Source organism: Prauserella shujinwangii (genome assembly GCF_003001955.1).
GTDB classification, from domain to species: domain Bacteria; phylum Actinomycetota; class Actinomycetes; order Mycobacteriales; family Pseudonocardiaceae; genus Qaidamihabitans; species Qaidamihabitans shujinwangii.
Genome location: NZ_PVNH01000001.1, coordinates 310,336 through 332,772, shown reverse-complemented (window position 1 = coordinate 332,772; position 22,437 = coordinate 310,336). Strand labels below are relative to the sequence as shown.

Here is a 22,437-nt window from a genome sequence, read left to right as displayed (position 1 = left end):
TCAGGCCATGCCCTCGGCGCGCCGCTTCAGCTCCTTGAGCGCCGTGTCCATGATCATCTTCTCGGCCTTGCGGCGGAGCAGGCCGATCATCGGCAGCGCCAGCTCGACCGAGAGCGTGTAGGTGACCCTGGTGCGGCCGTCACCGAGCGGCTCCAGTAGGTAGGTCCCGTCCTGGGACTTCTGCATCTGGCCCTTCACCAGGTGCCAGCTCACCGAGAGCCCGTCGTCGGCCCAGTCGTACTCGAGCGTGTAGACATCCTTCACCGGGCCGGAGTCGAGCGTGAACCGCACCTGCTTGGCCCGGCCCGCGTCGTCGGTGGCGAGGATCTCGGTCTGCCGGACGGCCTTGGCCCACTCCGGGTAGGCCGGCAGGTCGGCGATCACCGCCATGATCCGGTCCGGTGCCGCGTCGACCTCGATGGACTGCGTGGACTGCTCGGCCATGGGGCTAGAGCGTAGCCGCCCCGGTGCCCGCCGACGTGCGCGCGGGGGCTCCCGCGTGGCGCGCTCACCAGCGCAGCACGAACGGGCGCCCGGTCTGTTTGAAGTGGCCGACGTTGCGGCACTCGGTGCGGCCCGCCCGCGTCCGCGCGGCGAGCGGCTGGTGCACGTGCCCGAACAGCGCCCACCTCGGCTGTTCGGCCCGGATGGCGTCGAGCAGGGCCTGCGACCCGATCTCCGGCCTGCGGGCGACGACGTCGTAGGCGAGCTCGGGCACGGCGGGCGGGATGTGACTGCACAGCACGTCGACGTCCTTCAACCGCGCCACGGACTCCGCGAACTCGGGCGCGGGGCGCAGGTAGGGCCGCCACACGGCGCCCTTGCGCGGGGTGACGCCCTCGGGCAGCAGCGCGCCGCCGACGAACCCGAACCGCAGGCCGCCGAGCTCCACCACGTCGCCGTCGACCAGGTGGATGCCCGGCCCGGCGAACTCGGGCCACAGCGCGGGGGCGTCCACGTTGCCCGGAATGGCGTAGGTGGGCGCGGTCATCGCGCCGAACAGTGCCGCGTACTGCTCCCGGATCGCTTCGTCGACGGCCGCGGCCGGGTCGTCGAGGCTCGCCCACAGCGACCGGGAGAACGCCACCGTCTCCTCGCGCGTGCCCTCGCGGCGCAGCCGCGCGAACGTCTCGACCTGCTCGGCGCCGAACAGCGCGCCCAGGATGCCGTTGCCGTGCTCGTGGTAGTCGACGAAGTCGATCAGGTCGCCGAGCACGACGAGCGCGTCCGCGCCCTCCCCCGCGCGAGCGAGAGCCTCGGCGTTGCCATGCACGTCGGAGACGACATGAACCCGCACGGTGCCAGCCTACTCAGCGGCCGCGGCTCGCGGCGGCACGCCCGGCTCCCGCCCGTCCTCCAGCGTCTCCTTCAGCTCCAGGGCGATCGCCTTGGCGGCGCGCGCCCTGCGGTCGGCCTCCCTGCGCAGCGCGCGCGGCTTCAGCTCGGCCGACGGCGTGGCCCGCAGGAAGTAGTGCAGCACGGTGCCGTCGAGCACGGGCTCCAGCCACACCTCCATCGTGCCGACCAGGGCCCCGCGCACGGTCCAGCGGAGGCCGGCGTCCCCCCGGTCCGTGTAGACTTCGAGGACGAGATCGGGCCAGTAACGGCTCCACGACCGCGGGTCGGCGAAAGCCGCCGCGACCGTGCCGGGCGGCACCGCGAGGAACGTCTCGTCGACGATGTCCAGCGCTGCCGGTGCGTTCTGAGAAGCGGACACGGGTGCAGAATGACATGCTCACCGAATCGTTGTGCCCCGGCCATGGCGTGGCCGTACGGCAACGGCTAAGTTGACCCGCGAGTAACACAGGGTTGGACACGGAGGTTCACGTGCGCGAATACAGCGCCCCCGCAGTTCGGACGGTCGCCGACGACGAGAATCTGTCGGACGTGGTGTGGGCGAATGCCGAACGGTTCGGCGACACGGTGAGCTTCCGCAGGCAGGCGGACTCGTCCTGGCTCGACGTCACCGCGCGCGACTTCGCCGCCCAGGTGCTGGGTGTCGCCAAGGGACTGCTCGCCGCGGGCATCCAGCAGGGCGACCGCGTCGGGCTCATGTCCGCCACCCGGTACGAGTGGACGCTCGTCGACTTCGCCATCTGGGCGGCGGGCGGCGTGACGGTGCCGATCTACGACACCTCCTCGGCCGAGCAGCTGCACTGGATCCTCTCCGACTCGGGCGCGAAGGCCGTCGTCGTGGAGACCGCGGAACACGCCGGGATCCTGGAGAGCGTGCGGGGCAGGCTGCCCCAGCTGAACCACGCGTGGCAGATCGACGGCGACGAGCCCGCCGTCGACGCGCTGACCCGGCTGGGGCAGGACGTGTCCGACGAGGACGTCCACACCCGCCGCAGGGCGGTCGGCTCCGGCGACATCGCCACGATCGTCTACACGTCGGGCACCACGGGCAGGCCGAAGGGCGTCGTGCTCACCCACCACAACCTGCTGTCGGAGATCCGCGCCAACATCGAGGCGTTCCCCCGGCTGATGGAGGCGGGCAACTCGCAGCTGGCGTTCCTGCCGCTGGCGCACATCCTCGCCCGCGCGATCGTGCTGACCGCGTTCACCGCCAGGGTGACGCTGGGGCACACGCCGAGCACGAAGAACCTCGTCGCCGACCTCGGCACGTTCCGGCCGACGTTCGTGGTGGCGGTGCCGCGCGTGTTCGAGAAGGTCTACAACGGCGCCAAGCTGAAGGCGCACTCCGAGGGCAAGGGCAAGATCTTCGACGCGGCCGAGGCGACCGCGGTGGCCTATTCGGAGGCACTGGACCGCGGCGGTCCCGGGCTGGGGCTGCGGCTCAAGCACGCCGTGTTCGACAAGCTGGTCTACACGAAGCTGCGCGCGGCGCTCGGCGGGCGCTGCATCGCGGCCGTGTCCGGCGGGGCGCCGCTCGGCGCCCGGCTCGGGCACTTCTTCCGCGGCATCGGCAACCCGGTGTATGAGGGCTACGGCCTCACCGAGACGTCGGCGGCCGCGCACGTCAACACCGAGCACGCGTTCAAGGTGGGCACGGTGGGCCGTCCGATCGCGGGCACCACCGTCCGCATCGCGGACGACGGTGAGGTCCTGCTCAAGGGCGACGTCGTGTTCAGCCGCTACTGGAACAACGAGCAGGCCACCCACGAGTCCATCGTGGACGGCTGGTTCCACACCGGGGACCTCGGCGAGCTCGACGACGACGGATTCCTGCGGATCACCGGGCGGAAGAAGGAGATCATCGTCACCGCGGGCGGCAAGAACGTCGCCCCGTCCGGGCTCGAGGACACGCTGAAGGCCAACCCGCTGATCAGCCAGGCCATGGTGGTGGGCGACCAGCGGCCGTTCATCAGCGTGCTGGTGACCATCGACGAGGAGTTCTTCCCCACCTGGAAGCAGCAGCACGGCAAGCCGGAGAGCGCCACGGTCGCCGACCTGGCCGGCGACCCCGAGCTGCGCGCCGACGTGCAGGCCGCCGTGGACGAGGCGAACAAGTTCGTCTCCCACGCCGAGGCGATCAAGAAGTTCACGATCCTGCCGCACGACTTCTCCGAGGCAAGCGGGGAGATCACGCCGAGCCTCAAGCTCAAGCGCAACGTGGTCAGCAAGAACTACGCCGCCGACATCGAGGCCCTCTACACCAAGTAGCCAGGCGGCCCGGGGTCGTGAGTGAGAAACGTGGTTCTAACCACGTTTCTCACTCACGACCCCGCGGCGGCAGGGTGGCCTCGATCCCGGCGAGGAGGCGGTCGAGCGTGCGCTCGAAGTGCTCGCCGTACGTCGAGTGCGGGCCCCTCGCCTCCCGCACGATCCGCGTGAAGTAGGGGTACTCCCCGCTCGCCACGAGCGACTCGACGTATCCGCCCAGCTGCCGCTGCAGCTCCTCGCCCGCGACACCGCCGAGGTCCGCGCGCGCCGCGAGCTCGTTCTTGACATACCCGGTGACCCAGGCATCGATCATCCCGACGGTCTCGAACATGTCGTCGATGCCCATCCCCAGACCGTCCACGATGGACAAGGCACGTTCCAGCCCGGCCAGCATGTTCGGGCCGAGCGTCGGCCTGCCGCTCCACACCTCCGTGAGCCACGGGTGTTCGAGCATGATCGCGCGCTGTCCCCGGGCCAGGTCGCGCAGGTCCGTGCGCCAGTCGCCGGTGAGCTCCGGCCACTCCCGCCTGCCGAGCATCCGGTCGGCCATCAGCTCGTACAGGCAGTGCTTGTTCTCGACGTAGCGGTACAGGCTCATCGCCCCGGTGCCGAGCTCCGCGGCCACCTTCCGCATCGAGACCGCGCCGAGCCCGTCCCGGTCGGCGATGCCGATGGCGGCGTCGGCGATCTGTTCCCGGCTGTAGGCGGGCGCGGGGCCCCGGCCGCGTTTCGGTTGCGGCATCCACATCCGCACGTGTGCGGGCAGCGACGGCTCCTCGGCGGTCACGCGTTCACCTCGGGCGAAACTCGGTTGCGTACATCGTACTCGGTTCACTAGGTTGAGTTGCGTACATCGTACCCAGCTGAGGGGACCATCATGGGGACACCGGACGCGGCCGTCGTCGCCGAGGGAGTGCACAAGAGGTTCGGGGCCACCACCGCGCTGGCGGGCCTGGACCTGACCGTCCCGGCAGGCACGGTCTACGGCCTGCTCGGACCCAACGGCGCGGGCAAGAGCACCGCCGTTCGGGTGTTCGCCACGCTCACCCGCCCCGACGAGGGCCGGGCCGTCGTCGCCGGGCACGACGTCGTGCGGGAGGCGGACGCCGTGCGCCGCCGGATCGGCCTGGCCGGCCAGCACGCCGCCGTCGACGAGGACCTCACCGGCCGCGAGAACCTGCGCATCTTCGGCAGGCTGTTCCACCTGGGCGGACCCCGTGCCCGCAGGCGCGCCGACGAGCTGCTCGAGCGCTTCGGCCTCGCCGACGCGGGCGACCGGCTCGTCAGGACGTACTCGGGAGGCATGCGGCGCAGGCTCGACCTGCTGTCGAGCCTGCTCGTCTCCCCCGCCGTGCTGTTCCTGGACGAGCCCACGACGGGTCTGGACCCGCGCAGCCGCAACGAGATCTGGGACGCCGTCCGCGACCTGGTGGCCGACGGCACCACCGTGCTCCTCACCACCCAGTACCTCGACGAGGCCGACCAGTTGGCACAGCACATCGCCGTGATCGACACCGGCCGCGTGATCGCGACCGGCTCCCCGGACCGGCTGAAGGCCAGGATCGGTGGCCGGATCGACGTGGTGCTCGCTGACGGAGCCGACCTCGGCGAGGCGGCGCGGGTGCTGTCGGCGATCGCCGCCGAGGGCACGCGACCCGACGCCGACCCCGAGCGCCGGCTGGTGTCCGTTCCCGTCGGCGCGGACAGCGTCACCCTGCCCGACGTGGTGCGCAGGCTCGACCAGGAGGGCGTGCCCGCCGTCGACGTCGGCCTGCGGCGGCCCACGCTCGACGAGGTGTTCCTCACCCTCACCGGCAGGCCGGCCGAGCCCGCCGATCCGCCCGGGACCGCCACGCCCGCGCTCGCCGGGGAGGTGAGCCGATGAGCACGCCGGCTCCCGCTCCCCTGCCGGTTCTGCGGGCCGGGCTCGCCGACGGACTGACCGTGGCCGGCCGCAACCTGCTCAAGCTCAGGCACCAGCCGGGCCAGATCGTGGCCACGTTCGCGTTCCCGCTGGTGTCGGTGGTGCTGTTCGGCTACGTCTTCGGCAGCGCGATCCCCATTCCCGGCGGCGGGAACTACCGCGAGTACCTGATGCCGGGCCTGTTCGTCATGGGCACCGTGTTCGGCCTCGTCGGCTCGCTGACGGTGATCGCCAAGGACAACGGTCTCGGCGTGATGGACCGATTCCGGTCGATGCCGATGGCGCGCTCGGCGGTGCCGTTCGGGCAGACGGCGTCCGACCTGGTCGTGGCGGCGGGCAGCCTGGCCGTGATGGCCGGGTGCGGGCTGCTGTTCGGCTGGCGGGCGCATCACGGCGTGGGCGCGACGCTCGGCGCGTTCGGCCTGCTGCTGTTGCTGCAGTACGCCGTGTCGTGGGTCGGGGTGTTCCTCGGCTCGCTGGTGCGCAACGAGGAGACCGCGGCCCGCATCGCACCGCTGGTCATGCCCGTCACCATGATCTCCAACGTGTTCGTGCCCACCGAGGGCATGCCCACCGTGCTGCGGGTGATCGCCGACTGGAACCCGGTCAGCGCGGCGGCGGTGGCCTGCCGGGAGCTGTTCGGCAACCCCGGGCTGCCCACGGGCGACCTGGCCTGGCCGATCGAGCACCCGGTGCTCGCCACGGTCGGCTGGTCGGCGCTGCTGCTGGTGATCTTCGTGCCGCTCGCCGTCCGCCGTTTCCGCACCGCCGGCCTGTGACCCGCCCGCCCGTGCCCGGCCGTGTCCTGAGTGGCTCGTTACTGACGAAAGTGTCCCGTAACGAGCCACTCAGGACAGTCGGGACCGGTCAGGAGAGCACGAGGGGGACGACCGGGGTCGGCTGGTCGGACAGCGGGATCTGGTAGCGCTGCGCGAGGTAGGACGCGATGTCGTGGAACAGCGGCGCCGCCGAGCTGCTCGCCTGCGGCGCGTCGAGCCGGATGCCGACGACGAACCGGGGGTTGTCGGCGGGCAGGATCCCCGCGAAGGTGATGTTGTACAGGTGGTCGCTGTACGCGCCGGTGTCCGGGTCGACCTGCTGACCGGTGCCGGTCTTGCCGGATATCTGGTAGCCCTCCAGCGCCGCGGCCGTCCCGGTGCCCCGGTCGAAACCCTCGCCGTCCTGGGTGACCGCCCGGAGCATGTTCTTGACCGTGTCGGCCGTCCGCTCGCTGACCACGCGGGTCTCCTGCGGCGCGGGCTCGGGCACGCGCGCGCCGTCCGGCGTGATCTTCGCCTTGACCACCCTGGGCTCGACGCGCACGCCGTCGTTGGCGATCGCCTGGTACATCGACGCCATCTGCACGACGGTCATCGAGAGCCCCTGCCCGATCGGCAGGTTGCCGAACGTGGTTCCCGACCAGTCCTCGCGCGGCGGGACGTAGCCCGGGCTCTCCCCCGGCAGGCCGATCCCCGTGCGCTGCCCGAGCCCGAACTTCTCGAGCATCCGCACGAACCGTTCGGGACCCAGCTTCTCGGCGAGCATCAGCGTGCCGACGTTGGACGACTTCGCGAAGATGCCCGTGGTCGTGAACTTCTGCGTGGGGTGCTGCCACGCGTCGTGCACGACGTGGTCGGCCACCTCGATGGAGTCCGGCACCTCGAACACCGAGTCCGGCTTCGCGACGCCCGCCTCGATCGCCGCGGCCGCGGTGACGACCTTGTTCACCGAGCCCGGCTCGAACGGCAGGCTGATCGCGTCGTTGCGCAGCGCCTCGGGATCCAGATCCGAGGTGTCGTTGGGATCGAACGGCTTGCTGTCCGCCAGCGCGTACACCTCGCCCGTCTGCGAGTCCAGGATCACCGCACTGCCCCCCTGTGCCTTCGACTCGGCGACGTAGGAGGACAGCTCGTTCTGCAGCACGTACTGCGCGTCCGAGTCGATGGTCAGCTCGAGGTCCGAGCCGGGGACGGCGGGCCGCAGGTCGCGCTCGGTGCCAGGAATGACGACGTCGTTGCCCTGCGCGGTGTCCACGATCTGCCTGCCCGGCTGCCCGGCGAGGTCGTCGTCGCGGGTGAGCTCCAGCCCGGCGAGGCCGTGGATGTTGTGCTTGGAGACGTCGGGGCTCTCCATGCGCCAGTTGGCGAGCCCGAGGATGTTCGACGCGAGCTCGCCACCGGGGTACTCGCGCTCGGCGCGCTTCTCGAACCCGATCTCCGGGAACTTCTCGGTGATGTCGTCGGCCACCGAGGGCTCGACCCCGTCCACGAGGTAGGTGAAGCTGGCGTCCTTGTGGAACAGGTCGAGCAGTTCCTGCTCGCTGGTCCTGGCGGGCAGGCGGCCGGCGATGTAGGTGGCGATCTGCTCGACGCGCCGGTCGTAGTTCAGGTCCGTGCCGGGGTGTTCCCGCGCGTACTCGGCCCAGTTCTTGCGCATCAGCCGCAGGTTCGCCCACAGCGTCCTGGTCTCGACGCTGAACGCGAGCTTCGCCCCGTTGCGGTCCACGATGGACCCGCGCTGCGCCGGGATGTCGATCGTGGTCGTGCGCTGCCGCTCCGCCTTCGCCGACAGCGCCTCCGCCTCGAAGGTCTGGATGTGCACGAGCTTCAGCCCCGCGGCGACGAGCAGCACCACGAGCAGGATGCGGCCCGCCTTGAACCGGTTGCGGTGGCCGTGGTCGGCCGCGGACACACCGCCGCGGCGCGCCCGTGCCGAGTAGGTGCGGCGGGCCCCGCCGGCCGCCCGCGCCTTGCCACCGGCGCGGGCACCACCCCGCGTCCCGGCCGCCGCCGCTCCGGCGGCGCGGGCCCGGGCGCCTCCCCCGGCGCGGATCCCACCGCGCGGGCGTGCCTTCCCCGCCATCTAGTCCCCTCCAGACTCCTCGCGGGTGTTCCCCTCCTGCCGCGGCGACTCGTCCCCCTGCCGCGGCGCCCGTTCGGGCTGCGGAGCCTGCCGTGCCGGGGCACTGGCCGTCTCCGGCTCGCCGACGACCTGGATCGACCCGTCGTCGGACACGACGAGCCGCGCCGGGTTGCCTCCCGGCACCATGCCGAGCGCCTTGGCCCGGTCGGCCAGCGACGAGGGCGACTGCGCGGAGGTGACGTCACGCTGCAGCTGCTCGACCTGCTCGGCGAGCCGCGCGTTGTTCTCGCGCAGCTGCTCCAGGCGGTAGGAGTCGGTGATGGCCTGGGTGGACAGCCACAGCGTCGTCGCCACCCCGGCCGCCAGCAGGGCCATCTGGATGAGCACGAAGGTCGCGCGGGACCGCGGCCCGCGCAGCAGCCGCAGCAGGCCCGGCCGCCGCTCGCGCTCGGCGTCGGCCCCGGTTCCCTCGGCCCCCCGCCGCAGCGCGTCGGCCCGCTGCGCGCGCCGCGCGTACGCACGCTCGGCCGCGGTGCTGCGCTGCCGGGGCCGGGCGCGCTCGGGCGCGGTCCGGGTCGTGCCGGTGCCGGGGTTCTCCTCGACGGTGGTGGTCCCGGCCGGCGCCTTCGGCCGCTGCCGCGTCCGCGACGACGGGGTCCTGGTCCGGGTGCGGGCTGGCGCAGTCATCAGGCAGCCGCTCCAATCTTCCGCGCGGCCCGCAGCCGCACCGACGCGGCGCGCGGGTTCCGCTCGATCTCCTCCTGGCCCGCCTTCTCGGCGCCCCGGGTCAGCAGTTCCAGCTCGGGGCCGTGTCCCGGCAGCTCGACGGGCAGCCCCTCCGGCGTCCGGGACCGGGCGCGCCCGGCGAGCTCCCGCTTCACCATGCGGTCCTCGAGCGAGTGGTAGGACTCGACGACGATGCGCCCGTCCGCGGCGAGCAGGTCGATCGCGGCGGGCAACGCGGTTCGCAGCGTGTCCAGCTCGCCGTTGACCTCGATCCGCAGCGCCTGGAACGTGCGCTTGGCGGGATGCCCTCCGGTACGCCTGCTGGGTGCGGGCACGGTGTCGTACAGCAACCGGACCAGCCGCTCGCTGCGGTCGAACGGCTCCCGCTCCCGCTCAGCCGCCACCGCCCTGGCGATGCGGTGGGCGAAGCGCTCCTCGCCGTAGTCGCGCAGGATCCTGGTCAGCTCGGCCACCGGATACGTGTTGAGCACGTCGGCCGCGGTGGGACCGGTGGTGCGGTCCATCCGCATGTCCAGCGGTGCGTCCCGCGCGTAGGCGAAGCCCCGCTCGGGCAGGTCGAGCTGCATCGACGACACGCCGAGATCCATCAGCACACCGTCCACGGCGGACAGTCCGAGCTCCGCGAGCACGTCCGGCATCCGGTCGTAGACGGCGTGCACGAGGTGGACGCGGTCGCCGTGCCGGGACAGCCGCCGGCCGGAGCGCTCCAGCGCCGCGGGGTCGCGGTCGAGGCCGACCAGCCGCAGCCGCGGGTGCGCCGCAAGCAGTGCGTCGGCGTGCCCGCCGAGGCCGACCGTGGCGTCCACGAGCACCGCCTCACGTCCGGCGAGCGCGGGGGCGAGCAGCGCGAGGACCCGGTCCAGCAGCACCGGTACGTGCTCGGCACCGTCCGTCATGGCCGCCCCCTTTCGCCTCACCGCCCCGTGCGTTGTGAAAAACGGATGCCGTCAGGTCTCCGTCCGCCGCCGTGGACCTGGTGCCGGGGAAGGTGCACCAGGGCCGCCGCGCGGACAGAGGCCTCACGACATCCGTGTCGAACGCCTCCTGTTCCTTCGCCGCCGGGCCGGCTGGGGGAACCCACGCCCCCCGACGGCGCGGGTGCGCACCCGCCAGGCCGGTCGCCGTCAGAACACGCCCGGCAAGATCTCCTCCTGAGCCTTCGCGTAGCTGTCCTCGTGTTCCTCCAGGTAGCCCTGCCACGCCTGGGCGTCCCAGATCTCCAGCCTGGTGATCGCGCCGATCACCACACACTCCTTGTTCAGGCCCGCGTAGCGCCGCAACTCCGGCGCGATCGCGATCCGGCCCTGCCCGTCGGGGCGCTGCTCGTCGGTCCCGGCGAAGAGGTACCGCTGGTACGCCCGCACCGACTCGTTGGTGAAGGGCGCCTCCGCGACCTTGCGGGCCAGCTGTTCGAACTCGGCGCGCGGGAAGACGTAGAGGCAGTGATCCTGTCCCTTGGTGACCATCAGCCCACCTGCCAGCGCGTCGCGGAACTTCGCAGGCAGCGTGAGCCGCCCCTTGTCGTCCAGCTTCGGGGTGTGGGTGCCGAGGAACATCGGCCACCACCTCCCCTACCGGTCCGCGGACCGGCCACGAGGCTCCCTTCCGCCCCACGGATCACCACCGTACCCCACTTTGCACCACAGTCAACGGCGAAACGGCGGGATTCACCGGAATCGGATCGCGTTTTCCCAGGTCATAGCGGTGGGTGCAGGGTGGGGGCCGGTGGGGGAGATCGCCGCTGCGGGTGACAGGAACGGGCTCCGGAACGCCCGCCGGAGCCCGGTTCGGGACTGCCGGAGGGCCCTCCGGCACGGCCGCGCGGGGCCCGGTGGTGGAAGGTGGGGGACGCGGTGTCAGGCGCCCGCGAGGTCGGCCAGCCGCGCCACGAGCCGGTCGCTGTCCACCGGGGCGACCGTCATCCAGTCCTCGCCGCCGCGTCCGGGCTCGACCGTGCCGAGGTACGCGCCGACGTCGGTGGCGAACCAGCTGAGACCACCGAGCCGGCCGCGCGCGGCACGCACGGAGAACTGGCCCGCGGCCAGGACCGGCCGCGCCTGGATGGCCAGGACCTCCCGGATCTGCCGGTCGAACGGCCCGGAACCGGAGGCCTCGTCGAACACCGGATCGCGCAGCGCGCCGCCGAGCGCGGAGACGGGCAGGCTGACCCCGAACCCGGGACCCGCGTGCAGATCGGGCAGGACACTGACGGCGGCCACGTACACCTCGGCGTCCCGGATCGCGGACAGCCCGATCGTCTGCCTCGGCTGCACGGCGAGCACCCCGTCACCGGACCCGGTCGCCGCCGCGACGGCGCGCAGCGGCTCGGGCTCGGCCAGGTCGAGCAGCGCCTCGCACTCCACCAGGAACGACGCCGCCGCCAGCGTGTCCAGGCGGTCCCGCAGGCCGGGGTCCAGCTCGCCGCCCGCGTAGAGGCCGCGTTCGGCCAGGTTGTCGTAGACGGCCGCGCGGATCTCCGCGCGCTCGCTCTCCGTCCGGCCGACGCTGCGCACGCGCAGCGGGGCGGGCGGCCGCGCGTGCCCGAGGTCGGCCCACAGGATGTCGAAGGCCGACGCGGAGAGCCGGATCACCGCGAGCCCGGGTCGCCGTCCGCGGCGGGCGAGGCGGAGGTGAGCGGCGGCGGTGCGGAGAACGACTCCGCGGGCACGGCGGCCCGCAGCGCCTCGTCCCGCGCGTACAGCACGTCCACGGCCCGCTGCCGGGCGGCCTCCGCCTCCTCCCTGCGCTCCGTCAGCAGCACGGCGAGCCCGGCGAGCTGCCGGATGTCGCCGCCCGACGCGGCGTCCCGGATCAGGCCTGCCGGGTCGTACGGCACCGGCTCCGGCATCTCCGCCCTCGCCCGCGCCGCGGCCGCGGCCTGCTGCCCGATCGCGTCGCCGAGCCGCTCCGCCAGGGTGGCCGACTCGTCGGCCCAGCCCGTGGCCCGGCCCAGCACCGCCCGGAGGGCGTCGCCGCCCTCGCCCTGCCACAGGTCCTCGCTGCCCGTGGCGACCTCGCCGAGCGCGCCGGCGGCCTCGCGCAGCCGCTGGGCGAGCTCGCCCCAGTCGCGGCCGACCTCGCCCGCGGCGCCGGGGTCGTTGCCGTGCTCGACCTCCGCCTTCAGCTCCTCGTGGCGGTAGGCCTCATACCGCCGGTGCTGCGCGGGCACCGCCCGCTCGCTCGTCTCGCTCACCGTCGTCCTTCCCGTTCCGCGCGCCGTCACGGCAGGTCCGGCTCGATCAGCCGCGCCACGGTGTCGGCACGGGCACAGGCCTGCTCGGTGCCGCGGAAGCCCGCGTTGCTGACGTCGACCTGCACACTCGCCGCGACACCGACGGCCAGCAGCACCGCGCAGGTGCCGTCGTCGGCGGCCTCGTCCGCCACCCGCGCCGCCTCGTGCCCGCCGATCCACGTGCGCCGAGCCCGCTCCGGCGCGGCCTCGCCGAGCCCGGACCGCTCGTCGACGGTGATGGTGACGCCGAACGCGCCGGGCTCGGTGAAATCGCACGCGCGGGCCTCGCCGATCGTCGTCTCCGTGCCGGGCACGGTGAGCCCCACCCTCGACCGCTCGGACGGCGACAGCAGGTCGCACGGGTGCAGCGCGGACAGCGGAACCGGCGTGGCGCGCGGCGGGGAGGACGGCGCCGGGGACCCGCCGGGTTCGGACGGCGCCGGGCGGACCGACGCCGCGGCCGGGGCCACCCGCTCGCCCTGGCCGCCGGCCACCTGCGTGGCCCCGCACGCGGCCAGCGGCAGCGTCACGGCGCACGCCAGCAGCAGCCCGCCGCGGTTCCGCACACCGCGCATGCGCTAGCCGCCCGTGCAGTCGACGCCCGGGCCGCCGAGCCCGCCCGCGGCGCCGGTGTCGGCGTCGGTGTACCGCCGCATCGCCGCCTCGATCTGGGCCTTCAGGTCCTCGAGCTCCCGGCCGAACTTGACCAGCGAGTCGGCGGCGGACCCGGCACCGCCGATCCCGTAGCTCGCCATGAAGTCGCCGACCTCGCCCGCGTACCCCGCGCCGAGCGGGATCGAGCGGCCCAGCACGTTGGCCTGCCGCACGAGCTGCCCCACCTGGTCCTGCAGGTCGCTGAGCCGCCGGTAGGCGTGCGTGGCCAGCTCGGCCGACACCGCGAAACCCTTCGCCCCGGGTGGCAACCGCAGGTCCGTGTCGCTCATCGTCAGCGCCGTGCCTCTCGTGCTCGTCGGGCCCTCGCCGTGCCCCCGCGCGGTGTCACCGTGTCACTGTGCCACTGCGTAGCCGGCCGAATCCGTCCCGCAGCATAGGCCAGAAGGTCCCGGCACCGGGAGTCCCTCAGCTCATCGGGGACGCACTCGCCCGGTCGGCCCAGCGGCCGTGCTCACGGAGAGTGATCACGGGGTTCCGTCATCCAGTTCGCCCGGGTTTGACACACTTCATGGGAGGCTGGACGCAGCGAGGGTAGCCCGGACCGCGAACGCCACCCACACGTTCGTGGCTCTTTTCGCGCGGGCATTGGCACCAGGAGGTCGTGTGACGTCGAGAACGCAGTCCGCTGCGGCCGGCGAGCGGAACGAGCCGGCAACCGAGCAGGTGCCCTACCCACCCGCCGGGGCGCGGCACGGCGGGTATCCCGCCGCCGGGACGGCGGGCAACGGCCACGGGCCGCTGGCTTCGCTCGACGAGCTGCACGACACGGCGGGCCGGATCGCCGCCAACGTCGAGCGCGTGCTGGTCGGCAAGCCGGAGGTGGTGCGCATCGCGCTGGTCACCCTGCTCGCCGAGGGGCACCTGCTCGTCGAGGACGTGCCGGGCGTCGGCAAGACCTCGCTGGCGAAGGCGCTCGCCCGGTCGATCGACTGCACGGTCAGCCGTATCCAGTTCACGCCCGACCTGCTGCCCAGCGACGTCACCGGCGTGTCCATCTACAACCGGCAGCTCGGCGAGTTCGAGTTCCGGCCGGGGCCGGTGTTCGCGAACATCGTGGTGGGCGACGAGATCAACCGGGCCTCCCCGAAGACGCAGTCCGCGCTGCTGGAATGCATGGAGGAGCACCAGGTCACGGTCGACACCACCACCTACCGGCTCGAGCGGCCGTTCATGGTGATCGCCACCCAGAACCCGGTGGAGATGGAAGGCACCTACGCCCTGCCGGAGGCGCAGCGCGACCGGTTCACCGCGCGCGTGTCGATCGGCTACCCGGACCCGCAGGCCGAGATGGCCATGGTGGACGAGCACGCGGGACACAACCCGCTCGCCGAGCTGGAGCCGGTGTCCGACGCCGCCTCCGTCCACCGGCTGATCGAGGCGGTCCGGCACCTGCACATCGCGCCCGAGGTGCGGCAGTACGCGGTCGAGCTGGTCGCGGCCACCCGGCAGGTGCCCGAGCTGCGGCTCGGCGCCTCGCCGAGGGCGACGCTGCAGCTGGTCCGCGCGGCCCGCGCGCAGGCGGCGCTGTCCGGCCGGGAGTTCGTCGTGCCCGACGACCTGCACGCCGTCGCGGTGCCCGTGCTCGCCCACCGGCTCGTGCTCACCACCGAGGCGCACGCCGCGCGCCGCTCGGCGACCGACGTCATCCGCGGCATCCTGCACCGGGTCCCCGTCCCGCACGGCGGCAACGGGCAGGGCCGCCGGTAGCGCACGTCATGCTCCGGTCCCTGTCCGGCCTCACCACGCGCGGCCGTTGCCTGCTCGCCGCGGGGGTGGCCGCCGCCGTCTGCGCCGTCGTGCTCAACGAGCGGGACCTGCTGCGGGTCGCCGTGTTCGTGGTGGCGCTGCCCCTGTTCGTCGCCGTGCTCGCCTCGGCGTCGAAGGTGCGGATCGGCGCCGCCCGCAGGCTGCTGCCCGACCGGGTGGCCGTCGGCGGGCAGGGTGAGGTGCAGATCGACCTGTGGCGCACCGGCCGGCTGCCCGCCGGGGAGGTGCTGCTGGAGGACGGCGTGCCGTACGCGCTCGGCTCGCGCCCCCGGTTCGTCGTCGAACGGCTGCCCCAGCACCAGTCGGTCGCGCTGCGCTACCCCGTCCAGCCGGTGCTGCGCGGCATCCAGCAGGTCGGCCCGCTGCGGGCGACGATCACCGACCCGTTCGGGCTGTGCGAGTTCGAACGGGAGCTGATCGCCCATTCGCGGCTGGTCGTCGTGCCGCGCGTCGTGTCGCTGTGGGGTTTCCCGACCGGCGCCGGGCTCGGCTCGGGCGACGACGGCAGCATCCGCCTGCACGCGGGCCAGGGCGAGACCGACGTCGTGGTCCGCCAGTACCGGCAGGGCGACGACCTGCGGAAGGTGCACTGGCGCTCCACCGCGCGGCGCGACGAGATCATGGTGCGGGTCGAGGAACGGCCGTGGCGCGGCGGCACCACCGTGCTGCTGGACCACCGCGCCGCCGCACACCACGGCACCGGTCCCACCGCCAGCCTGGAATGGGCCGTCGAGTTCGCCGCCAGCGTGTGCCTGCACCTGCGCCGCGCGGGGCACCGGGTGCGGCTGGTCAGCGAGCACGGCCGCGTGCTGGCCGACACGCCGGGCGCGGGCGGCCCCCAGTACGACAACGTGGTGCTCGACGCGCTCGCCGCGCTGCAGCCCGCGCACGAGCGGGACATCACCACCGGCTTCGACCCCGCCGAGGGGCAGGAGCTGATCGCCGTGCTGGGCACCGTGAGCAACGAGGCCGTCGACCAGCTCGCCAAGTACCGGCCGAGGGGCGTGCGCAGCCTCGCCGTGCTGCTGGACACCCCGGCGTGGTCGGGCGGCGTGAGCGCCTCCGAGCAACGCTCGGCGGCCACCGAGGAGTCCGCCGCGTTACTGCGTGCCGTGGGCTGGGGCGTCGTGGTGGCCGGCCCGGGCAGCTCGCCGGCGCAGGTGTGGACCGAGCTGTGCCGGACCTCGGTGCCGAGGTCGTCGCTGATCGGCGGTTCGGCATGACCACGACGGCCGCGCCCCCGGCGCAGGCGGAGCCCGGCTCCGCGCCCCCGCCCCGGACTCCGCAGGTGCCGGCCGCGACCATCGCGACACCCGCCATGGCCGGGCTCGCCACCGTGTGCGCCTCCACCTCGCTCACCGGCGTGGTGCAGGGCCTGGCCTGGCTGGGCTACATCCTCGTGGCGACCGTGCTGGTGGCCTGCACCGGACTGGCGCTGCGCTCCCTGCGCGTACCGGGGCCGCTCGTGGGCCTCGCCCAGCTGTTCGTGCTCACCTGCCTGGTCACCGGCGTGTTCACCCGCAGCGGGATCCTGGCCATCCTGCCGGGGCCCGCCGCGTTCGCCGAGCTGAACGACGTGCTCGTGGCCGCGTTCGAGCAGATCCGCGGTGGCCTGCCGCCCGTCGAGGCGACCGCGCCGATCCTGTGCCTGGTGACGATCGCCATCGGCCTGGTCGCGATCCTCGTCGACACCCTCGCCGTGGCCGCCTCGGCCCCCGCCGCCACCGGGCTGATCCTGCTCTGCGTGTACGCGGTGCCGTCCGCGCTCGCGGGCGAGATGCTGCCCTGGTGGACGTTCGCCCTCGGCGCGGCGTCGTTCGCCGGGTTGCTCGCCGTGGACGGCAGCCACCGGCACCGCACCTGGCGCAACCGCACCGCGCCCGGCCTCGGCGCCTCGCCGGGCAGCGCGTCGGCCCCGGCCACCGTGGTCACCGCCGCCCTCGCCGTGGGGCTCCTGGCCGGGTCCACGGTCACCGTCATCGGCACCGAGGGCAGCCTGCCCGGCACGTCCGGCGGGCAGAGCGCCGCGGGCGGGCTGGGCGTCAACCCGTTCACGTCGCTGCGCGGCATGCTGCAGCAGGGCGGCGACGTCGAGCTCTTCCGGGTCCACGGCCTCGGCGACGAACGGCACCTGTTCCGTGCCTTCACCCTCGACACCTACCGGCCCAACCAGGGCTGGGGCCTGCCGGACGGCCCGATGCCCGCGGGCGTCCCGGCCGTGGGCAGGCTGCCGCTCGCTCCCGGGGACAACGGCACCGGCGAGAACCGGGAGATCCGGGTCGAGCCGGTGAACTGGGTGGACCTGTGGCTGCCCGTCTACGGCTCGCCGCGGGCGCTGCGCGGCCTCGGCGAGGGCTGGTACTACGACCGGACCAGCGGCACGGTGTTCCGGGAGCGGCGGCAACGCCCCGGGCCGTACGTCGAGGTCGCGTCCCTGACCGAGCCCACCAAGGACCAGCTGCGGGCCGCCGACCCCAGGGCCGAGGCGCTGCCCCCGGTCTACACGTCCATCGACGAGGTCGACCAGCGCGTGGTGGCGCTGACCCGGCGGCTCACCCGGGACGAGAACAACAACTTCGACAAGGCCGAGGCGATCTGGCGGTACTTCAGCGCCCGCAACGGCTTCGTGTACGACACCGAGACCGCGCCCGTCTCGGACGCCGACGCGCTCGCCGACTTCCTGCTCAACGGCAAACGCGGGTTCTGCGAGCAGTACGCGTCCTCGATGGCCGTGATGCTGCGGACGCTCGGGATCCCGGCCCGGGTCGCGGTCGGGTTCACCAGCGGCCAGCGCAACGGCGAGTTCCGGACCATCACCTCGCAGGACGCGCACGCGTGGGTCGAGGTCTACTTCGGCGAGCACGGCTGGGTCAGCTTCGATCCCACCCCGCTGGCCGACGGCCGCGGGTTCGTGCCGCCCTACCTGCGGCCGGACGACGCGGCGGACGACCAGCAGCCGCGGGCGGACGACGAGATCCCGACCGCGTCCGACGAGCCCGAGACCCCCACCAGCTCGGCGGAGCCCTCGGTGCCGCCGGGTGCCGCCGGTCCCTCCGACCGCGGCGGCCTCGCCGAACAGGCGCCCGGCTGGTCCGGCTGGGGTGCGCTGGTGTCCGCGCTGGGGGCCGTCGCGCTGACGGTGGCCACCATCGTGCTCGGCCGCCGGATCACCACGGGCCGGCGACACCGCTCGTCCGGGCCGCCGGTGCCGCCGTGGCTGGCCCCGGTGGCCGCCTCGCTGTGGCTGGTCGCGCTCGTGCTGCTCGGCTGGCAGCTGCACTGGACGGTCGCGGCGGGCCTGCTCGTGCTCGCCATCGCGGTGCTGGCGCCCTCGGGAGCCAGGGAGCTCGCCCGCAGGCGGCGCCTGCGGGCCATCGACGAGGCCACGCCGTCCGCGGCCGACGCCGCGTGGGCCGAGCTGCTCGCCGAGTGCGCCGACCGCGGCATCGACATCCCGCGCAGCGACACCGTCCGCGTCGCCGCCCAGAAGGTCGCGCAGCAGCACCACCTCGACGACTCCGGCAAGCGGGACCTGCGCACGGTCGTCACGGCCGTGGAGCGGTCCTGGTACGGCGGGCAGGGCTCCGGCGATCCGGCGTTCGCGAAAGCCTTCCAGGGGCTGCGGGAGAGCCTGCGGCGCAACGCCCCGGTGTCGTGGCGGGGCAGGCTGCTCCCCCGCTCGCTGCTGCGCCGCGGCTGACCGCCACCCGGCGTGTCCGCGATCTGTGCACACGTGTCCGCGATCTGTGCGCACGTGTCCGCGGGTTGTGCCCGCGTGTCCGCCACCGGTGTTCACGGCACGGGGAACCGGCCACCACACGCACGATGAGGAGCAGGGCGCCGCACGCGCCCTGCTCCTCATCGAGGCATCGTCGAGTCGAGCTAGCGGTCGTCGAAGCGCTGGCGGAAGCGCTCCTCCATACGCTCGGTGAACGAGTTGCGGCGACGTTGCTTGCCGCCGCCCTTCGAGCCACCGTCCTCCGGGCCGGCACTGCCGTCGACCTCGGCGGGTTGCCGCAGCGAGGTCACGGCGAGCAGGACTCCGAAGAACATCACCAGAAACCCGAGCACGCTCACCAACGGGATTTCGGCGACCCGGAACGGCACCATCACGCCAAGCACCAGAAGGGCGACACCGACGACGAACAGGGCGATGCCCTGGATGCGCCGACGGCGGGCAGGGCGACGCAGCCTGGTGCCACGCACCGTGGATGCGAACTTGGGGTCCTCGGCATAGAGCTCGCGCTCGATCTGGTCGAGCAGCCGCTGCTCATGCTCGGAGAGTGGCATCTTTCCTCCTCCGGCACAGCTGTCGCGGGCGCCGGGCCGCGCAACGTCGTGGACCCAACTTGACCCCCGGTCGGGGTGTCACCGTCCAGGATACGAGCCGCGCGCGCCGACGACTACCCGATCTCGCATCAAGCACCCGGAGATTTGCACCGAACGCCCCGGAACGACCACGCGGCCCCCGAAGAGCGACACAACTCACCCCTCATCGGGCGACAGCAGGGAGGCGGGCCGCACCGCACCCGCCCCGAACTTCGAGCGCGCCACGTCCGCCGCCACCTCCGCGTCCCGCCACCGCGGCTCGGGCCGCGCGAAGGTGAGCTGCTCCGGATCGGAGTCCTGGGTCAGGCCCTCCACCCGCAGCCCGATCAGCCGGACGGCCGCCCCCGAGGCCGCCTCCTCCAGCAGTGCCACCGCCGTGGCGTGCAGGTCCCTGGCCACGTCCGTGGCGGCGAACAGCGTGCGGGCGCGGGTGATCGTGCGGAAGTCGGCGAACCGGACCTTGATCGACACGGTCCGGCCGCGCAGTCCCTTGGCACGCATCGTCGCGGCGACGCGTTCCGCCAGCCGCAACAGCTCCCGCTCCAGCACTCGCCGGTCGTGGTGGTCGACGTCGAAGGTGCGTTCGGCCCCGATCGACTTCTCCTCCGCCTCCGGCACCACCGCACGGTCGTCCCGGCCGTGCGCCAGGGCGTGCAGATGCTCCCCCAGCGCCGTGCCCAGCGAGCGCCGCAGCCGGTCGAGCGGCGCCCTCGCGACATCGGCGATCGTGTCCAGCCCCAGCTGCCGCAGGTGCTCGGCCGTCTTCTGCCCGACGCCCCACAGCGCCGACACGGGCAGCGGGTGCAGGAACTCCAGTGTGCGGTCGACGGGCACCACCACCATGCCGTCCGGCTTCGCCATCCCGGAGGCGAGCTTGGCGACGAACTTCACCCCGGCCACCCCGACGGAGCAGGTGATGCCGTGCTCGGCGGCGACCGCGCGGCGGAGGCTCTCGCCGATCTCCGCCGGTGTGCTGCCGAGCCGCCGCAGCGCCCCGCTGACGTCGAGGAACGCCTCGTCGAGGCTCAGCGGCTCCACGAGCGGGGTGAGCTCCCGGAACAGCGCCAGCACACCGCGGGAGACCTCGCTGTAGAGGCCGCGGGTGGGCGGGAGGTACACGGCGTGCGGGCACAGCTTCCGCGCCGCCCCGACCGGCATCGCGGAGCGCACCCCGTACCGCCGCGCCGGGTAGTTCGCGGACAGGACGACGGAGCGTGGCCCGGAGCCGGCGACGACCACCGGCCGGTCGGCGAGCTCGGGCCGGGTGCGCAGCTCCACCGCCGCGAAGAACGCGTCCATGTCGACGTGCAGCAGCCCGCATCCCGTGTCGTCCGGCCGGTCCGCCGGGTCGGTGTCCGGGGTGACGCGGAACCGGGCGAACTCGGCGGGCAGCCCCGTGTTCCTTCCCACGCCGACACCGTAGCCGCGCGCACCGACAACCGCGCCGTGTCCGCGGACCGGGCACGCGTGTCGGCGTCGCACGGCGCGGGCACGCGTGCCCAGGCCGCGGACACGCGGACGGACCCGGCGTTCAGCGGCGGAGGCGGGCCAGCGCGTGCAGCCTGCTCGCCACGTCCCGCAGCGGCGGGACGGCCGCGGCGGCGGCCTCGAAGTCGGCGAGGTCCTGCTCCCCCGAACCGGAGGCGTCCGTGCCCAGCGCCGTGCCGTGCAGCGCGTCGGCCACCACGCCGTCGCCCTGCAGCAGCGCGATCTCCAGGCCCGCCGCCGACAGCAGCGCCTCCAGCCCCGGGGTGTCGAACCGGCGCAGCAGCGTCTCGCCGTCCTCGGTCAGCACGCCGTGGGCGCCGGTGAGCAGCCGGTGGGCCTCGCCGAGCCGCCCCGCCAGCGCGCGGTGCAGCGCCGCGGCGTGCCGGTTGGCCACCAGCACCGACACCGCGCCACCGGGCGCCACCGCCCGCGCCAGCGCCGCCGCGGCGGCGGCCGGGTCGTCGACGATCTCCAGCAGCCCGTGCGCCAGCACCAGGTCGGCGGAGCCCGGCGCGACGTGCTCGCCGAGCGCGTCGGCGTCGTCGGCGACGACGGTGATCCGGCCGGAGACGCCCTCCTCCTTCGCCCTCCGCTCGAGCGTGGCGAGTGCGTTCGGGTTCGGCTCCACCACCGTGACCAGGCATCCTTCGGAGGCGAACGGCACCGCCCAGACGCCGCTGCCGCCGCCGACGTCGACCACCCTCGGCCGGTCGCCGCTCCTGGCTCGCGCGTCCCGCAGCTCGGCCTCCAGCACCCGCCGCACGACCGCCGATCCGTGGCCGGTCGATGTCTCCGCTCGCATGGGGCGTAACCCTAGTTGGGCCGGGTGCGGGTTCTCACCTCGACCGCGCGGCACCGGCTACGCTCGGGGGGTGCACACGGTCGCCGTACTCAGCCTCAAGGGAGGCGTCGGCAAGACGACGGTTGCGCTCGGTATCGCCTCCGCCGCGCTGCGCAGGGGCGCCCGCACGCTCGTGGGCGACCTCGACCCGCAGGGCAACGCCACCGCCTCGCTCGACCCGCCGCTGACCGACGCGACGCTCGCGGAGGTGCTGGAGACGCCGCGCCTGGCCGTGCTGGACCAGGCGATCGCGCCAAGCGCGTGGAGCGACCGGCTCGACGTGCTCGTCGGCTCCGAGGAGCTGGAGCTGCTGAACGAGCCGGGCCCGGACAGCAAGCGCATGGACAACCTCGCCCGCGCGCTCGACGAGCTGCGCGGATCGCCGCGCGGTGAGCCGTACGAGATCGCGATCCTGGACTGCCCCCCTTCGCTGGGCAGGCTCACCCGCTCGGCGCTCATCGCCGCCGACAGCGCCCTGCTGGTCACCGAGCCGACGATGTACGCCGTGGCCGGCGCCGAGCGCGCGCTGGAGGCCATCGAGGCGATCCGCGCCGAGCACAACCCGAGGCTGCGGCCGGTCGGCGTGCTGGTGAACCGCCTGCGGGTGCGCTCCTACGAGCACCAGTACCGGATCGCGGAGCTGCGCGAGTCGTTCGGCAGGCTCGTCATGCCGACGGCCATCCCCGACCGGCTGGCGGTGCAGCAGGCCCAGGGCGCCTGCACGCCGATCCACGAGTGGCACTCCCCCGGCGCCCAGGAGATCGCGCTCACGTTCAACATGGTGCTCGCGAAGATCCTGCGGTCCAGCAGGGCAGGCAGGCACCGGCTGGCGGACGACGAGCCCGACGAGCATCCCGGGACAGGCGGGGCGGGCGAGGTGGGCGAGGCCGAGACCACGTCGGAGTTCCCCGCGATCCGGGAGTTCGCCGAGCGCGAGATCGGCTGACC

Annotated in this window: 22 protein-coding genes; 7 read left to right on the top strand and 15 right to left on the bottom strand. The window is 73.6% G+C overall.

The window, feature by feature from the left end; genetic code table 11:
* From B0I33_RS01490 to B0I33_RS01480, 3 genes are all read right to left on the bottom strand, one after another.
* Positions 1-444: an SRPBCC family protein gene (locus B0I33_RS01490; RefSeq protein ID WP_106176654.1), complete on the bottom strand. Its 444-nt coding sequence runs from the start codon at positions 442-444 to the stop codon at positions 1-3.
* A 64-nt stretch (positions 445-508) separates the two neighbouring features.
* Positions 509-1,297, bottom strand: a complete 789-nt coding sequence (locus B0I33_RS01485) for a metallophosphoesterase family protein (RefSeq protein WP_106176653.1) — start codon at positions 1,295-1,297, stop codon at positions 509-511.
* Between the two features lie 9 nt (positions 1,298-1,306).
* A complete protein-coding gene (locus B0I33_RS01480; protein ID WP_106176652.1) occupies positions 1,307-1,717 on the bottom strand; it encodes a polyketide cyclase / dehydrase and lipid transport in 411 nt (136 codons plus the stop codon).
* A 110-nt stretch (positions 1,718-1,827) separates the two neighbouring features.
* On the opposite strand from B0I33_RS01480, the gene B0I33_RS01475 reads away from it, so the two are divergent.
* Positions 1,828-3,624, top strand: a complete 1,797-nt coding sequence (locus B0I33_RS01475) for an AMP-dependent synthetase/ligase (protein WP_106176651.1) — start codon at positions 1,828-1,830, stop codon at positions 3,622-3,624.
* Positions 3,625-3,673: 49 nt separating this feature from the next.
* Here the strand turns inward: B0I33_RS01475 and B0I33_RS01470 are convergent, their stop codons facing one another.
* Positions 3,674-4,411 carry a TetR/AcrR family transcriptional regulator gene (locus tag B0I33_RS01470; RefSeq protein ID WP_245900383.1) on the bottom strand — a complete coding sequence of 246 codons (738 nt, stop codon included), beginning with the start codon at positions 4,409-4,411 and terminating at the stop codon, positions 3,674-3,676.
* Positions 4,412-4,501: 90 nt separating this feature from the next.
* On the opposite strand from B0I33_RS01470, the gene B0I33_RS01465 reads away from it, so the two are divergent.
* Positions 4,502-5,509, top strand: coding sequence for an ATP-binding cassette domain-containing protein (locus B0I33_RS01465; RefSeq protein ID WP_106176650.1), 1,008 nt, complete (start codon positions 4,502-4,504; stop codon positions 5,507-5,509).
* Complete coding sequence (locus B0I33_RS01460; protein WP_106176649.1) at positions 5,506-6,327, top strand: ABC transporter permease; 822 nt, start codon at positions 5,506-5,508, stop codon at positions 6,325-6,327. The genes B0I33_RS01465 and B0I33_RS01460 overlap by 4 nt, the downstream gene beginning before the upstream one ends.
* Before the next feature lie 88 nt (positions 6,328-6,415).
* Here B0I33_RS01460 and B0I33_RS01455 read toward each other — a convergent pair whose 3' ends face one another.
* From B0I33_RS01455 to B0I33_RS01420, 8 genes are all read right to left on the bottom strand, one after another.
* Positions 6,416-8,410 (bottom strand): peptidoglycan D,D-transpeptidase FtsI family protein, encoded by a 1,995-nt coding sequence (locus tag B0I33_RS01455; protein ID WP_106176648.1) that lies wholly within the window; start codon positions 8,408-8,410, stop codon positions 6,416-6,418.
* Entirely contained in the window at positions 8,411-9,097 is a 687-nt protein-coding gene (ftsL, locus tag B0I33_RS01450; RefSeq protein ID WP_106176647.1) for a cell division protein FtsL, read from the bottom strand.
* On the bottom strand, positions 9,097-10,053 hold the full coding sequence (gene rsmH / locus B0I33_RS01445) for a 16S rRNA (cytosine(1402)-N(4))-methyltransferase RsmH (protein ID WP_106176646.1): 957 nt from the start codon (positions 10,051-10,053) through the stop codon (positions 9,097-9,099). Before rsmH ends, ftsL begins: the two co-directional genes overlap by 1 nt.
* Positions 10,054-10,281: 228 nt before the next feature.
* Positions 10,282-10,713: a division/cell wall cluster transcriptional repressor MraZ gene (gene mraZ, locus B0I33_RS01440; RefSeq protein WP_106176645.1), complete on the bottom strand. Its 432-nt coding sequence runs from the start codon at positions 10,711-10,713 to the stop codon at positions 10,282-10,284.
* Between the two features lie 300 nt (positions 10,714-11,013).
* Positions 11,014-11,748: an ESX secretion-associated protein EspG gene (locus B0I33_RS01435; RefSeq protein ID WP_106176644.1), complete on the bottom strand. Its 735-nt coding sequence runs from the start codon at positions 11,746-11,748 to the stop codon at positions 11,014-11,016.
* Entirely contained in the window at positions 11,745-12,350 is a 606-nt protein-coding gene (locus B0I33_RS01430) for a PPE domain-containing protein (protein WP_106176643.1), read from the bottom strand. The genes B0I33_RS01435 and B0I33_RS01430 overlap by 4 nt, the downstream gene beginning before the upstream one ends.
* A 26-nt stretch (positions 12,351-12,376) precedes the next feature.
* On the bottom strand, positions 12,377-12,964 hold the full coding sequence (locus B0I33_RS01425; RefSeq protein ID WP_106176642.1) for a DUF3558 family protein: 588 nt from the start codon (positions 12,962-12,964) through the stop codon (positions 12,377-12,379).
* A gap of 3 nt (positions 12,965-12,967) precedes the next feature.
* Positions 12,968-13,333, bottom strand: coding sequence for a hypothetical protein (locus B0I33_RS01420; RefSeq protein WP_106176641.1), 366 nt, complete (start codon positions 13,331-13,333; stop codon positions 12,968-12,970).
* Positions 13,334-13,667: 334 nt separating this feature from the next.
* Here B0I33_RS01420 and B0I33_RS01415 point away from each other — a divergent pair, with 334 nt between their 5' ends.
* From B0I33_RS01415 to B0I33_RS01405, 3 genes are read left to right on the top strand one after another with little or no spacing between them, the layout of a single operon-like run.
* Positions 13,668-14,771: an AAA family ATPase gene (locus B0I33_RS01415; protein WP_181193137.1), complete on the top strand. Its 1,104-nt coding sequence runs from the start codon at positions 13,668-13,670 to the stop codon at positions 14,769-14,771.
* Positions 14,772-14,779: 8 nt separating this feature from the next.
* A complete protein-coding gene (locus B0I33_RS01410) occupies positions 14,780-16,054 on the top strand; it encodes a DUF58 domain-containing protein (RefSeq protein ID WP_106176640.1) in 1,275 nt (424 codons plus the stop codon).
* The gene (locus B0I33_RS01405) at positions 16,051-18,531 is read left to right on the top strand and encodes a transglutaminase TgpA family protein (protein WP_106176991.1); all 2,481 of its coding nucleotides are present in this window, start codon (positions 16,051-16,053) and stop codon (positions 18,529-18,531) included. The genes B0I33_RS01410 and B0I33_RS01405 overlap by 4 nt, the downstream gene beginning before the upstream one ends.
* 182 nt (positions 18,532-18,713) lie before the next feature.
* Here the strand turns inward: B0I33_RS01405 and B0I33_RS01400 are convergent, their stop codons facing one another.
* From B0I33_RS01400 to B0I33_RS01390, 3 genes are all read right to left on the bottom strand, one after another.
* Positions 18,714-19,121 (bottom strand): DUF3040 domain-containing protein, encoded by a 408-nt coding sequence (locus B0I33_RS01400; RefSeq protein ID WP_106176639.1) that lies wholly within the window; start codon positions 19,119-19,121, stop codon positions 18,714-18,716.
* Positions 19,122-19,316: 195 nt separating this feature from the next.
* Positions 19,317-20,570 (bottom strand): DNA polymerase IV, encoded by a 1,254-nt coding sequence (locus tag B0I33_RS01395; RefSeq protein WP_106176638.1) that lies wholly within the window; start codon positions 20,568-20,570, stop codon positions 19,317-19,319.
* Positions 20,571-20,691: 121 nt separating this feature from the next.
* On the bottom strand, positions 20,692-21,450 hold the full coding sequence (locus B0I33_RS01390; RefSeq protein WP_106176637.1) for a class I SAM-dependent methyltransferase: 759 nt from the start codon (positions 21,448-21,450) through the stop codon (positions 20,692-20,694).
* A gap of 70 nt (positions 21,451-21,520) precedes the next feature.
* Here B0I33_RS01390 and B0I33_RS01385 point away from each other — a divergent pair, with 70 nt between their 5' ends.
* Positions 21,521-22,435, top strand: a complete 915-nt coding sequence (locus B0I33_RS01385; protein ID WP_106176636.1) for a ParA family protein — start codon at positions 21,521-21,523, stop codon at positions 22,433-22,435.
* Positions 22,436-22,437 lie beyond the last annotated feature (2 nt).